This window comes from Paraburkholderia sp. 31.1, from assembly GCF_014397645.1.
In the GTDB taxonomy this organism is placed as follows: Bacteria; Pseudomonadota; Gammaproteobacteria; order Burkholderiales; family Burkholderiaceae; genus Paraburkholderia; species Paraburkholderia tuberum.
Window position 1 is genome coordinate 120,554 of the sequence record NZ_VZQN01000006.1, and the last position, 13,277, is coordinate 133,830.

15 protein-coding genes are annotated in these 13,277 nt (G+C 65.6%); 2 read left to right on the plus strand and 13 right to left on the minus strand.

What is annotated here, in order from left to right; genetic code table 11:
- Positions 1-21: 21 nt before the first annotated feature.
- The 13 genes from F6X37_RS05795 to F6X37_RS05855 form a co-directional block, all read right to left on the minus strand.
- Entirely contained in the window at positions 22-516 is a 495-nt protein-coding gene (locus tag F6X37_RS05795) for a TadE/TadG family type IV pilus assembly protein (RefSeq protein ID WP_187610623.1), read from the minus strand.
- Positions 513-965: a TadE/TadG family type IV pilus assembly protein gene (locus F6X37_RS05800; protein WP_187610624.1), complete on the minus strand. Its 453-nt coding sequence runs from the start codon at positions 963-965 to the stop codon at positions 513-515. Before F6X37_RS05800 ends, F6X37_RS05795 begins: the two co-directional genes overlap by 4 nt.
- Before the next feature lie 52 nt (positions 966-1,017).
- A complete protein-coding gene (locus F6X37_RS05805) occupies positions 1,018-1,986 on the minus strand; it encodes a type II secretion system F family protein (protein WP_187610625.1) in 969 nt (322 codons plus the stop codon).
- A gap of 28 nt (positions 1,987-2,014) precedes the next feature.
- Positions 2,015-2,992 (minus strand): type II secretion system F family protein, encoded by a 978-nt coding sequence (locus F6X37_RS05810; RefSeq protein WP_187610626.1) that lies wholly within the window; start codon positions 2,990-2,992, stop codon positions 2,015-2,017.
- Between the two features lie 52 nt (positions 2,993-3,044).
- Positions 3,045-4,406: a CpaF family protein gene (locus F6X37_RS05815; RefSeq protein ID WP_187610627.1), complete on the minus strand. Its 1,362-nt coding sequence runs from the start codon at positions 4,404-4,406 to the stop codon at positions 3,045-3,047.
- 39 nt (positions 4,407-4,445) lie between these two features.
- The gene (locus F6X37_RS05820; protein WP_187610628.1) at positions 4,446-5,657 is read right to left on the minus strand and encodes a CpaE family protein; all 1,212 of its coding nucleotides are present in this window, start codon (positions 5,655-5,657) and stop codon (positions 4,446-4,448) included.
- Positions 5,658-5,725: 68 nt separating this feature from the next.
- Positions 5,726-6,028, minus strand: coding sequence for a hypothetical protein (locus F6X37_RS05825; protein ID WP_187610629.1), 303 nt, complete (start codon positions 6,026-6,028; stop codon positions 5,726-5,728).
- A 21-nt stretch (positions 6,029-6,049) separates the two neighbouring features.
- Positions 6,050-7,963 carry a type II and III secretion system protein family protein gene (locus F6X37_RS05830; RefSeq protein ID WP_187610630.1) on the minus strand — a complete coding sequence of 638 codons (1,914 nt, stop codon included), beginning with the start codon at positions 7,961-7,963 and terminating at the stop codon, positions 6,050-6,052.
- Positions 7,964-8,075: 112 nt separating this feature from the next.
- A complete protein-coding gene (gene cpaB, locus F6X37_RS05835) occupies positions 8,076-8,900 on the minus strand; it encodes a Flp pilus assembly protein CpaB (protein WP_187610631.1) in 825 nt (274 codons plus the stop codon).
- A 36-nt stretch (positions 8,901-8,936) separates the two neighbouring features.
- Positions 8,937-9,479, minus strand: coding sequence for a prepilin peptidase (locus tag F6X37_RS05840; RefSeq protein WP_187610632.1), 543 nt, complete (start codon positions 9,477-9,479; stop codon positions 8,937-8,939).
- A 30-nt stretch (positions 9,480-9,509) separates the two neighbouring features.
- Positions 9,510-9,680, minus strand: a complete 171-nt coding sequence (locus F6X37_RS05845) for a Flp family type IVb pilin (protein ID WP_184061566.1) — start codon at positions 9,678-9,680, stop codon at positions 9,510-9,512.
- 68 nt (positions 9,681-9,748) lie between these two features.
- Positions 9,749-9,919 carry a Flp family type IVb pilin gene (locus F6X37_RS05850; RefSeq protein WP_184046198.1) on the minus strand — a complete coding sequence of 57 codons (171 nt, stop codon included), beginning with the start codon at positions 9,917-9,919 and terminating at the stop codon, positions 9,749-9,751.
- A gap of 37 nt (positions 9,920-9,956) precedes the next feature.
- Positions 9,957-10,232: a hypothetical protein gene (locus F6X37_RS05855; protein ID WP_187610633.1), complete on the minus strand. Its 276-nt coding sequence runs from the start codon at positions 10,230-10,232 to the stop codon at positions 9,957-9,959.
- Between the two features lie 672 nt (positions 10,233-10,904).
- On the opposite strand from F6X37_RS05855, the gene F6X37_RS05860 reads away from it, so the two are divergent.
- Both F6X37_RS05860 and F6X37_RS05865 read left to right on the plus strand, forming a co-directional pair.
- Positions 10,905-12,191 (plus strand): glycosyltransferase family 87 protein, encoded by a 1,287-nt coding sequence (locus F6X37_RS05860; RefSeq protein WP_262419814.1) that lies wholly within the window; start codon positions 10,905-10,907, stop codon positions 12,189-12,191.
- A 13-nt stretch (positions 12,192-12,204) separates the two neighbouring features.
- Entirely contained in the window at positions 12,205-13,266 is a 1,062-nt protein-coding gene (locus F6X37_RS05865; protein WP_187610634.1) for a glycosyltransferase family 2 protein, read from the plus strand.
- Positions 13,267-13,277: the final 11 nt, after the last annotated feature.

Sequence of the window (13,277 nt, forward strand, 5' to 3'; positions counted from 1 at the left end):
GCTTTTGTTATTCATGCGTCGTCATTGCACCCGCTCCACCGCGCTCGCATTGAGCGCGGTCGGCATCATCGCGTACAGACCCGACAGGCTGCCCTTGAACAGCGGCGCGAACGTGTAGGTGACGGTCACGGTCGCCGTGCCGACCGCGCTCGTGCCGCCGGCGCTGCTCAGATCGGCGGCGCAGCTCGAATCGCTGCTGCACGCGACGCCGTTCACCGACGTCGCGATCGACAGATTCGACGTATTCAGAAGCGCCGCCGAGGTGCTTACCTGACCTTGCGTGGCCGAGTACGGCGTGCTGGTGCCGCGTTGCGACGCGAAATAGCGCGCGCCCGACGAGGCCGCATTGACGACCATCACGTAGTTGCCGAGCAGCCAGCCGAACTGCGCGATGCCGAGCAGCACCAGCAGCAGCAGCGGCGCGACCAGCGCAAACTCGACCGCGGCGACGCCCTTCTGTTGCTTGTAACCGATTGGCGGTGTCGTTCTCCGCTTCGGACGAATGGCTACACTCATTGCACGACCTCCGACATGGTGGCGCTCAAGCTGCGGGGCATGATGCCTTTGAGGTTATCGAGCGTGCCGCCGAAGAGCGGCGCGAACGTATAACCGAGCTGCACCTTCGCCTGCGTACCCGCAGCCGGCGCCGACGTGCTCGACCCCAGTGCGCTGGCGCACGCGCTATCGCTCGTGCAGGACGTGCCGCCGACGCTCATCGAAATCGTCAACGTGCCGTTCAGCGCACCGGTCTGCGAATGAATCGCGGCAGTCGCGTCGGAGTATGGCGATGCGTAACCGCGCTCCGCCGCGAGCTGATGTGCGCCGAGCGAGGCCGCGTTGGTCAGTACCAGATAGTTGTTGATCAGCCAGCCGAACTGCACGATGCCGAAGATCAGCGCAAGCAGCAGCGGCAGCACGAGCGCGAGTTCGACCGCTGCCGCGCCACGTTGTTTTGTGCGTTTCACCGGCTCCCTCCGTTCGTTCCACATGTCGGTCCACCCGCGACGAAGTGCGTGGTCATGCACCACCCGCCATGCTCGGCAGCAGATCGCGATAGATATGAATCATCGCGGGCCCCATCAGCACGACGAGCAGCGCCGGAAAAATGCAGAACATCAACGGAAACAGCAACTTCAGCGCGATCTTCGCGGCCCGCTCCTCCGCGCGCATCCGGCGGCGCGTGCGCAGCGTATCGGACAGCACACGCAGCGACGCGCCGATGCTGGTGCCGAAGCGCTCGGCCTGGATCAGCATCGCGCTGAACGAGTCGATGTCTTCCACAGCGGTGCGCAGCGAAAAATTGCGCAGCGCCTTTTCCTTCGAGAAACCTGAACGCATTTCGAGCAGCATCAGTTCGAGCTCGCTCGCGACCACCGCGCTGCGAAGGCGGATTTCCTCGCAGACTTTCATCAGCGACGCATCGAGGCCCAGACCCGCTTCGACACACACGGTCAGCAGATCGAGCGCATCGGGAAAGTCCTCGACGATGCTGCGCTTGCGCGCTGCGATGCGGCGCGACAGCACGACGTTGGGCAGGTAGTAGCCGAGCGCCGCCAGCACGACCAGCACGATCGCGCGTTCGAGCAGCGAATTCGCGAACGACGAGCCGTACAGCGCGAGCATCGCCACGAGCGGCAGCGTCAGCGCGAGCGCGGTCTTCGCGGCCAGATAGATCGGCGCGGCGTTGACCGAGCGCCAGCCGGCGTTCATCAATTGCAGGCGCAGTGCGGATTGCTCCCAGCCGTCCTTCGGCACCGACAGCTTCGAGATCGGCTGCGAAATCTCGACGAGCTTTTCGTACCACGGCGTCTGCGCGACGGCGTCGAGTTGCTCCGGCGCCGGGACGGCATTCGCGCCGCCCGCCTGCTCGATACGGCGGCTCATGTCGCGCGGCGTGCTTAGATGCATCGCGCCGAACACAGCCGCGACAACGATTGCGAATACGCCGGCAAGCAACAGAATCTGCGTGATGTTCAGTGTTTGCATGGTCCTTCTCCGATGATCTCTCGCCCGCTCAGACGCGAATCTTCACGATGTGCCGCATCCACAGAATGCCGAACAGCATGGCGACGCTCGCCACCGCGATCATCTTGACGCCCGCCGGGTCCTGCCACAGAACGTTCAGGAACCCGGGGTTGATCGCCATCATCGCGGCGCCGACGCCGAACGGCAGCAGGCCGAGCACCCACGCGGACATCTTGCCTTCGGCGGCGAGCACGCGAACCTTGTCGAATAGCTTGAAGCGGTCGCGGATCAGCGCGGTGATGCCGTCGAGCACTTCGGCGAGATTGCCGCCCGTCTCGCGCTGGATCACGACGGCGATCACGAAGTAACGCAGATCGCGAATCGGCACGCGCGTCGCGAGATTCGTCAGCGCCTCGCTGATCGACACGCCGTAGTTGATCTCGTCGAACACGATGCGGAACTCACCGCTCATCGGCTCGGCGAACTCGGTGCCGACCATATCGATCGCGCTGGTGAACGCATGGCCCGAACGCAACGCGCGAGACAGCATGTCGCAAACGTCCGGCAGTTGCCGTTCGAGTTGACGGATGCGCCGGTTGCGCCGCCGCTGCACGTAGGCGAGCGGCAGCAATGCGGACAGCGCCGCGGCGCCCGCGGTGAAGACCCATGGCATCGCGAGGCTCGCGCCCGCCATCAGCACGAACGGCGGCAACACCGCGCAGGTGCCGACGAGTCGCCCGACCGACCACGATAGCCCCGACTGCTGCAGAAACAGATCGAGCGCGTGCACGCGCGGAATGCGCAGCAGCAGCCGCGTGAGCACCGCCGAGTCGGCCATCGTGCGCGTCTTCAGAATCGAAAGACGCTGCCTGCTCAACGCGCCGCCGGCGGATAGCGCGCGAATCCGCGAATCGACGCGGCGCGCGACCGGGCCGTGCCGGCTGTTCCAATACTCGTAGACGCCGCCCGTCGCGAGCACCACGGCCGCGAACAGCAGAATGATCGACGCGTAGAAAATCGGGCTCATGCAAGTCTCCTGAAACACCGGGCGAGCGGTCGGTGCGCGTTGCCCATACCTGTCATGTCGTTTCGAAGCGACGCGCCGGATCGTAGACCTGCTCCGAGGGCGCCACGCCGAATGCCTGCAAGCGCTCGGCGAATTGGGGCCGCACGCCGGTCGCGCAGAAATGGCCGCGCACGTTGCCCTTCGTATCGACGCCGGAGCGGCGGAACACGAAGATCTCCTGCATGTTGATCATGTCGCCCTCCATGCCGGTCAGCTCCGAAATGCTGACGATCTTGCGGCGGCCATCGGTCAGACGCGTGGCTTGCACGACCACCGAAATCGCCGACGAAATCTGCTGGCGCATCGTGCGCGTCGGCAGCGACAGGCCGCCGAGCGTCATCATGTTTTCGAGGCGCGTCAGCGCATCGCGCGGTGTGTTCGCGTGGATCGTCGACAGCGAGCCTTCGTGGCCGGTGTTCATCGCGTTCAGCATGTCGAGCGCTTCGGCGCCGCGCACCTCGCCGAGAATGATGCGGTCGGGCCGCATCCGCAGCGCGTTGCGCACCAGCGTGCGTTGTGTAATCTCGCCGCGTCCCTCGATGTTCGGCGAACGCGTCTCCAGCCGCAGCACGTGTTGCTGGCGCAGTTGCAACTCGGCCGCGTCCTCGATCGTGACGATGCGCTCGTCGCCCGGAATGAAGCCCGACAGCACGTTCAGCAGCGTGGTCTTGCCGCTGCCCGTGCCGCCCGACACGAGGATGTTCACCTTCGCGCGCGCGAGCGCGTCGAGCACTTCGGCCATCGGCGGCGTCAGGCTCTGCAATTCGACCAGGTCGGCAACCTGCAACGGATTGGCGGCGAAACGGCGGATCGACAGCAACGGACCGTCGATCGCACAGGGCCGGATGATCGCGTTCACGCGCGAGCCGTCCGGCAAGCGCGCGTCGACCATCGGGCTCGATTCGTCGATATGGCGGCCGACGCCGGAGACGATCTTCTCGATGATCTTCATCAGATGCGCGTCGTCGTAGAAGGTCACGTCGGTCGCTTCGAGACGGCCACGGCGCTCGACGTACGTATGACGATGCGTATTCACCAGAATGTCGGACACGGTCGGGTCGCGCAGCAGCACTTCGAGCGGACCGAAGCCGAACATTTCGTCGTGCACGTCGCCGACGAGTTGCCGGCGTTCGAGATCGTTGGCGGGCGCCTTCTGATCTTCGAGAATGCGGCCGATCAGCGTCGCGATCTCCTGGCGGACCTGCTCGGGCGGCAGGCGCGACAGCCGTTCGAGCTCGACGCGTTCGAGCACCGCCTGATGAATCTCGCGTTTCAGTTTCTGGTAGGCGCCGCGCAACATGCCGGCGCCCGCCGGGTCCTGGCGTTCGCCCAGCGGCTGCACGCGTTGCGCGGAAATCTGCTCACGAAGCGACATGACGTTCCCCTGTTCTGATCGTGTAGCGTTGGAGCACGGTTAAAGCGTTTCGAGTTTCGGCGACGGCTGGCGGCCCAGCAGCCGCCCGAACAGCGACTCGCCCTTCGCGCGCGAACGCCCCGGTTTGGTCGCGCGTGCCGCGATGTTTTCGGCGAGCGCCTGCAGGCTGCGCGCAACCCCGCTGCCGCGCGCGGTCTTCGACACCGGCAGTCCCTGGTTCATCGCATCGGTCACCGTTTCGGCATCCTCGGGGATCACCTGATACGCGCTCATGCCGAGCACGGATTCGAGCGCCGCGCGCGGCCGCTCGCCGTGCCGTGTATAGCGGTTCAGGATCAGCCGCATCTGCTCCTGCGCATAGCCGAGCGAGCAGAGAATCTCCTGCAGCCGGCGGCCGGCCCGCACGTGCGGCATGCTCGCCTGCAGCACGAGATGAATCTGGTCGCTGCGATCGAGCGCGAGCATCGACAGCTGGTTCAGCGTCTGGCCGAGATCGAACAGCACGAAGTCGTAATGCGGCGCGGCGACGCCGAGCAGCCACTCGAGACGGTCTTCCTTGATCTCGGCCGCCTTCACCGGGTCGCCCGCGCCGGCGAGAATATGGAAGCTGTCGCTCACGTGCACGAGGCTCGTGTCGAAGAACGCGGCATCCATGCGTTCGATCTGCGCGCAGATTTGCGGCAACGTCGACGGCGGCGTCTGGTCGGAGACCAGAAACGCGGCATCGGCGAACTGCTGATTCAGATCGATTAGCAAAACGCGCTTTTTCTGCGGCAGAGTCGCGATCGCATGCGCGACGTTCGCGGCGATGAAGCTGGTGCCGGCGCCGCCCTTGCACGACACGAACGACAGAATCCGCGTATCGCGCGTGCCGCCTTGCAGGCTCTGCGCCTGCGCGCGCTGTAGCGCGTCGCCGAACTGGCGCGAATCGAGCGGCCAGTTCAGCACGTCGCGAAAGCCCGCGCGCATCGCGGCGATCAGCGTCTGCGGCGATGCGTCGGGAATCAGCAGGATGCAGGTGAGCCGCCCATGCTCGCGATGCAGGCGCTCCACCACCGCGAGCTCTGCGTCCTTCAGCGACGCGGCGTCGACGATCAGCACGTCGAACGCGTCGAGCGTGTCGCCGCGTTCGCCGAGCAGCGACGGCGTGCCCATCGCGCGCGTGATCCGGTAGTCGCCGGCTTCGCCGCTCAGATGCGCGATCTGCGCGAGCCGTGCGCCGTCTTCAGAGAGAGCCAGGATGTTGATCATGATGTTCCCAACCGAGCTGTCGAATTAACCGGCGGACGGCGCGTCCGCCCCATGCGCCGCGTTCGCCATCACTGACTGCCGCCGCTGCTGCCGATACCGATCACGAACGGATTGAACGTCGTGACCGGCGTCTGGAACGACTTGTCGTACTGCTGCTGCGCGGCGACCGCGGCCTTGCCGTCGACGCCCGGTGTGGATGGCGTGTGCTCGCCCGCATGCGGATCGATGATCTGCATCTGCGTCACGGTGCGCACGGCGTCGCCGACGTGTGCGTCCCAGATCGGCGAGCTCGACATGCAGCCGCTCAACGAGCCGCCCAGCATCAGCAGCAACGCCGCGCGGCGCGTGATCGGAAGATGTTCGGATTTCATGAGAGTCTCCTTCGCGGCGCGTTACGGGTTGGGCTGTGCGCCCTTGATCGTCGGGTTGCCTGGGCTCACGGCGTCGGCTTTGGCGAGTGCGGGTTCGGCGTTGGTGTGCGCTTGCGCTGCCGACGCTGCCGTTGCGGTCGTCTTGTCCGGTGGCGGCACCGCCGCCGACGGTGCCGGCCGGTCCGCCTGGGTGTCGGGCGGCAGCAGCGCGGCGGGCGCGGCCGAGCCTTCGGTCGGTGCCGGCGTCGGAACCGGTGCGGGCAACGCGGGTTGCGTTTGCGGTTGCGCGGGCATCTGTGGCGCATTCGGGTTCGCGGCGCCCGCTGCCTGCGCTGCGGGCCGGCGGCCTTCCATGTTGCCGGTCGCGTAGACCGTGCCGTCGGATACACCGGTGAAGCTATCGGTCGGCAGCGGATAGTCGCCCGCCGGCAGCGGCTTCACCAGATGCACGGTGACGATGAAGATCAGCTCCGTGCGATCCTGCTGGAACGACGTGCTGCGAAACAGCGCACCGAGCACCGGCACTTCGCCGATGCCGGGCAACGCCTTCAGCGAGCCGGTGATGTTGTTCTGGATCAACCCGCCGATCGCGAAGCTCTCGCCGTCGTTCATCTGCACCGTCGTCGACGCGCGCCGCGTCGTGATCAGCGGCAGCACCGAGGTGTTGCTCGTGCCGCTCGCCGACACGGTGACGCCGTTCGGCGACAGTTCCGATACTTCCGGCGCGACCTTCAGATTCACGCGGCTGCCCGCGAGCACGGTCGGCGTGAATTTGAGGCCGACGCCGAACTCTTCTTCCTGCAGCGTGATCGTCGAGCCGCCCGAGCCGTTGCTTTGCGACACCGGAATGAAGACCCGGCCGCCCGCGAGGAACGACGCTTCCTGGCCGCTCAGCGTGACGAGGTTCGGCTCCGCGAGAATCTTGCCGAGGCTGTCGCTCTTCTGCGCGTCGACGGCGATATTGAACGGCCTGTTGTTCGCCTTGCTCACCGCGATACCACTGCTGACACCGGCGAGCAGGCTGCTCACGAGCGCACCGGTCCACGAACCGAAGCCGCCCTGGATGTTGACCGCCGCGCCCAACTGATTGAGCAACGTCTTCGACACCTCGGCGACCTTTACTTCGAGCATCACTTGCTGCGGCGAATCGACCGTCATCATGTTGATGACTTCGGAACCCTTGCTAACACTCGAGCTTTGCTGCGAGATCGTACCGCCGTTGCCAAAGCTCGCGGTGCTCGCCTGGTCTTGCTGGGTGGGCTGCGCGCCCGCGTAAGCGCCGGCGATGCTCATCGCCTGCTGCGCAGCCTGCCCGCTCGACACGCGGCCCGCGAGCACGAGATTGGCGGCCGCGCTCGACACGCGAATGCCGCGCTCGTTCGGCAACAATTGCGCGAGTGTGCGTTGCAGGCCTTCGGCATCGACGCCGACGCTCACGTCGATGATCTGGCATGCGCCGCTGCGGCCCTGCACGATCATGTTCGTGGTGCCGACGCTCATGCCGACCACGTACAGCGTGCGCTGCGACACGAGCGTCGCCTGCGCGACGACCGGATTGCCGAGCGTGCGGTTGCGCGCGGCCTCGACGAGCGGCACCAGAATCGACTTGCCGACTGCCACCGACACGCTCGATTCGTCGCGAATCTCGCCGGTGCAGTTCGGCCCGGTCAGCTGCGCGGGGGCGACCATCCTGCCGCTCGTCGCGCCGGTCGGCATCGGCGTGTTGCTGACCAGCATCGGCACGGCGCCCCGGCCGACCGGCAGCGGCGCTGTCTGCGCACCCCAGCCCGGCGGCACGTGCGCGGCGGCCATCGTTTGTGCCGCGCTGTCGTGCGCGGCCGTCAATCCGGCGCATAGCGCGGCGGCGAGCACCGTGCCGCCGAGCGAGCGGCAATGCTTGCCGCCACCGGATGAGAACCGTTGTTGTGTTTTCATGTTGCTGCCCCCGTCGCTCGATAGGTGTGAACCGAGACGTCTTTTGATTGCCTTCTGATTCAGATCGCGACGCCTGACGTGAACTCGCGCAAACCCGCGCGCCGCGACCGCGCTAGAAACATTCGACGCTGCCCGTCACCCCCGACAGCACGCCGACGCAATCGCGCCTGGGCGCCGGACGCGCCGCATAGTGCGTGCGCACCGGATGCACATCGGGCGCCGCCGGCGCCGAAGCCGGCACGTCGAGCAAGGTCAGCTTGGTCGCGCCGCCGGTGCTCGGGGTCTGCTTGTCCACCTGATTGCGCAGCACCAGCGACAGGGTGCCGACGCTGCGCGCGAGGTCGAGCTTTTCGGCCTGCTCGGGCGTCACCTCGAGCGTCACCGCGTTGACCACTTTCGGCGCGGTGTCATCGCGGCTGACCTGCTGCGCGACCGCTAGCACGAGGATCTTTTCGAGCACGATCTTCGAGATGCTTTGCGGCGTGTCGGTCTTGTTCGTCTGCTGCGTATTGACGATCACGTCGACGTAGTTGCCCGGCAGCGCGAAGCCCGCGACGCCGACCACGTCGTTCACGCGCACGGTGATCGCGCGATTGCCTTCACCAATCACCGCTGACAAGCCACCTTTCGTGCCCTGCGGCGCGAGCTTCGATTCGAGCACCGGCTCGCCGGGCGCGAGACTCGTCAGCAGCACGCGCCCTTCAAGCGCCTTGCCGTCGGCGAACGCACCGGGCGGCACGCTCGAAGTCGGCCAACTGACCAGGTGGATCAGGTTCTGGTTCAGCGGCTGGCCGAGGCTGATTTCCGACGACGCCACCGCAACCGACGTCACCGCGCCCGACGACGTCTGCAGCAGCCAGCGCGACGCGAAACTCACGGCCGCGAGGCCCGCCAGCACGGCGATCGTCAGCATCACTAAAGCCCGACTGTTTTTCATGGCAACACTCCCGCATCGTTCAGTGGAAACGTCCGGCTATAGCGCGGCCGCGAACAGCATTCCGAGGGTTCCGGCCGCGATCGCGACGCCGTAGGGAATCGACCCGACTGATTCGGACCGCGCATCGATCAGGTTTGGCTGTCCGAGCGGCGCGACGACGAGGCCGCCGATCAGTTGCCGCAGATTCGCGAGCACGCGCGCGAAGCGGCCGCGGCGCAGCACGATCAGCAGAGACCAGAGCCCGCCGAGCAGAAAAGTGGCGAGCGCGATCCGCCAGGTCAGCGCGGGTCCGACCCACGCGCCGATCATCATCAGCAGCTTCACGTCGCCGGCGGCCATGCCGCCCAGCAGATAGAACGGCAACAGCAAAGCGAGGCCGCACGCCGCGCCGATCAACCAGTCGAGCGCGCCGGCGAGCGGCCCGTGAATCGACATCTGCACGGCAAGCGCGACGGCGAGTCCGAGTGAGATCAGGCGATTCGGAATGCGCCGCGCGCTCATGTCCGTGCTCGCGGCCACGATCACCAGCACGATCACGCACAGCGGTACAGGATGTGGCGGCAGAGGTGGCAGCGTCATGATGACCTCGTCAAGGATGATTGAGCCGCGTCAGACCGAGGCCGCGAGATTGTTGAAGATCGTGCTGAGGTTGGTGCCGAGCGTGGTCGCGCCGCCGATGATCAGCAGTGCAATCAGGCCGGCGAGCAGGCCGTATTCGATGGCGGTCACACCGTCCTCGTCGTGAATGAAACGTGCTGCGCGAGCAATCAGGTTCTTCATGACAGACCTCCTTTTTCCAGTGGGAAGGGGACGGACGAATCGCGAGGTTCGTCCGTCGACTCGAGGACTCAGACCGAGGCCGCGAGGTTGTTGAAAATCGTCTGCAGATGCGTGCCGAGCAATGTCGCGCCGCTGATGATCAACAGCGAGATCAGGCCGGCGAGCAGCCCATATTCGATGGCGGTCACGCCGTCTTCGTCACGAACGAAACGGGCTGCGGCAGCGATGATGTTCTTCATGATTCGACTCCTCTGGAAGACTAACTAATGGAACCCGTTACCAGGATTGGCGTGGGCGATGGGACTGCGGGTACTGCAGGGAACTGCGGGAAGCTGCTGGCTGGTTTCGCCGCCCGATCAGCGTCGCGCGGTGTTTGATCTGCATGGTCGCAACGCTGGGCGACACGAACTGGAGGAAACGGGGAAAGTGAAGCGGCAGCTGCCGGGCGAGCCGCAGCATCGCGGCCGCGTGCCGCTGGCGCAGCATGGCCGCACGATGTGCGCCGCACACGGGCCTGGTATCGCCGCGCAGTCGCGTGATCTTGTTGTGCATACATCCCCCGTCTTTCGTGATTTTTTTCTTGGCGTCGGCTCGAGGCCGGCACCCGCTAGTCAGTCGACGTTGGCTCTCTCTCGCCATGGTGTGCTGCCTGTTCAGGTCCGCAGCATCGTGTCGTCGACTTCCGCGCACTCCCTATTGCAAGGACGGGACCAGCTTTGCGAAAACAGCGTAACGACGCGGGTTCGAGCCGACTGGCCCCCAGCCTCGCGCCCTATTCGCGTCCGAAATGTCCGAATGCGCAACGTTTTGCCTGACCCGCCGAACACTTCGCGGATCGCGTAATGCCCCGCCGGGCAAGGCTCGGCATTTTTTTCCCAGGACTTTCCCTACTCCGGTAAAAAAGAAATTCCATCGAAAAATCGCTGTTCCCGAAGGGCGCGCCGGTCCAAAGCGCCTCATCGGCGAGACGGCTTGGTGCGTTGGCGCACACAAAGCTGGCCGTTTGGCCCGCTTTTTGGCGGAGTCGGCAGTGCGCGGCGCGCGGCCAGGAAAACGCGAGCTTGAAAGTCGCATCAATTTCCGCCAACAATGAGCTGACCGGTTCAGCGCAACGACACGGTTTTTAATTCGATGTCACGCGCCGACACATACAAGACGGAATCTATAAACAGAACGAACGGCGGGTCGATAGACCCGATCCGGATCACGCGGGGGGCGGGGATCATGTACGCATCACAACTACGCATGCGCAGCGGCGACAGCGAGATTCACGGCTGGCTTACGCCCGAGCGCATCGTCTTCTACTGCTGTGGGATGTGCGTGCTGTACGTGGGGATCATCGCGTTGTGGGCCTATGCGAGCCACGGCTTCACCGACCCGCGGCTCACGCGTCCCGGTGAGGATTTTTCAATTTTCTGGTCGGCCTCGTATGGACTGCTGCACGGTTCGGCCATGCAGATCTATGACCACGCGTCGTTCGACAAGCTACAGCGCGCGCTATTCACGAACGTGAGCCACGACAGCGTGATGCCCTGGCTTTATCCGCCCACGTTCCTCGTGCTGATCGCGCCGCTCGCGCTGTTACCGCAGCTCGTCATGTACTTCGTGTTCGTCGGCGGCGGCATCGTGCTGCTCAGCGCGGGCACGCTGCGCGTGTCGGGCCTTGCCGACAGCTTCAGGGGCTCGCGCTTCGCATGGTTCGTCGTCGCGGCCTCGCCGTGCGTGTTCGTGCCAGCCATCTTCGGCCAGAACTCGCTGCTGACCGCCGGCATCGCCGCGCTCACGCTGCATTGGCTGCGCCGGCATCCGGTACGCGCGGGGCTGTGCCTCGGTCTGCTCGCGATCAAGCCGCAGATGGCCGTGCTGTTTCCGCTCGTGCTGATTGCCGCACGCGCATGGCGCACGCTGGCGGCCGCCGCGTTCAGCGCGGCGCTGTTCGGCGCGTTCAGCGTGCTGATATGCGGCGTGCAATCGGTGCGGCTCTTCTTCCTCAACGCCGGCATTGCGCGTGAGACGCTGCTCGAGCAATGCCGCGGTTACTGGCTCGCGTCGCCGACAGCGTTCGCGGTGCTGCGCGAGGGCGGTGCGCCGATCGCCGCGGCCTTTGCGGCCCAGGCCTGCGTCGGGTTCATCGCCGCGGCAGCCGCATGGCAGGTGTGGCGAAACACGCGCGACACGCGGCTGCGCGCGGCGAGTCTCGTCGTCGCCACGCTGCTGACGAACCCCTACGTGTGGCACTACGAACTGGCGTGGCTCGGCATCGCGACGGCCTGCCTGACCGCGCTCGGCATCGGCGAAGGCTGGCTGCGCGGCGAGCAGAGTGTGATTGCGCTCGCGTGGCTGCTGCCAGCCTATGAATTTTTCAACCGCACGGCCGAGTTGCCGCAGATCGGCCCGATCGTTCTGCTGCTGATGCTGCTGATGGTCGTGCGCCGCGTGCGCGTGGGGGACGAAGAACGCGGCGAGCGCACCACCCTCGCCTATTCGCACGCGGTTCAAATCATTCGATAAACGGGGAAGCGTCATGCCAACTCATACAACCACGCCACTAATCTCACTCGTCGTGCCGTTCTACAACGAGCAGGACGCGGTGGAACGCTTCTTCGCGGCGGTCGTGCCGGTGCTGGAATCGATCGACGGCACGCGCTTCGAGATCGTCTGCATCAACGATGGCAGCAGCGACGCGACGCTCGATCGGCTGATCGCGCAAAGCGGCCGCGACCGGCGCATTCGCGTGATCGACCTGACGCGCAACTTCGGCAAGGAAGCGGCGCTGACCGCCGGCATCGACGAAGCGTTCGGCGATGCGGTGATTCCGATCGACGCGGACCTGCAGGACCCGCCGAGCCTGATCCCGGTGATGGTCGAGCATTGGCTCGCGGGCGCCGAAGTGGTTGCGGCCAAACGCACGAACCGCCTGTGCGATACGTTCGCCAAACGCACGGCGGCCGCGCTCTACTATCGCGTGCACAACGCGCTGTCCGAAGTGAAGCTGCCGGAGAATGTCGGCGACTTCAGGCTGATCGATCGGCAGGTCGTCAACGCGCTGCGCAGCCTGCCGGAGCGCCGTCGCTTCATGAAAGGCCTGTTCGCGTGGGTCGGCTACCGCACCGTGATCGTCGAATACGAACGCGAGCCGCGCAGCGCCGGTCACTCGAAGTTCTCCGGCTGGCGGCTGTGGAACTTCGCCCTCGAAGGCATCACGAGCTTCAGCACGGTACCGTTGCGCAGCTGGACTTATATCGGACTGTCGATCGCGACACTCGCGTTCGTCTACGGCGGGTTCGTCATCGGCCGCACGCTGTGGTCGGGCAATCCGGTGCCCGGTTACGCGTCCACGATCTCGGTGATGCTGTTCATGGGCGGCATCGAGCTGATCGGCATCGGCGTGATCGGCGAATACGTCGGCCGCATTTACCACGAGTCGAAGGAACGGCCCGTTTATCTGGTGCGGCGTCGCTATCAGGAGAAGAGCAAGGTCAGCATGTTGCCGGGCGTGCGTCAGGATGCGCGCGCGGCGCACGTGGCGCGCGTCGAACTGACACGCAGGCGTGCCGCGCCGCGGTTTCGCGTAGTCGGCCACTGAAAGCGGAGGAG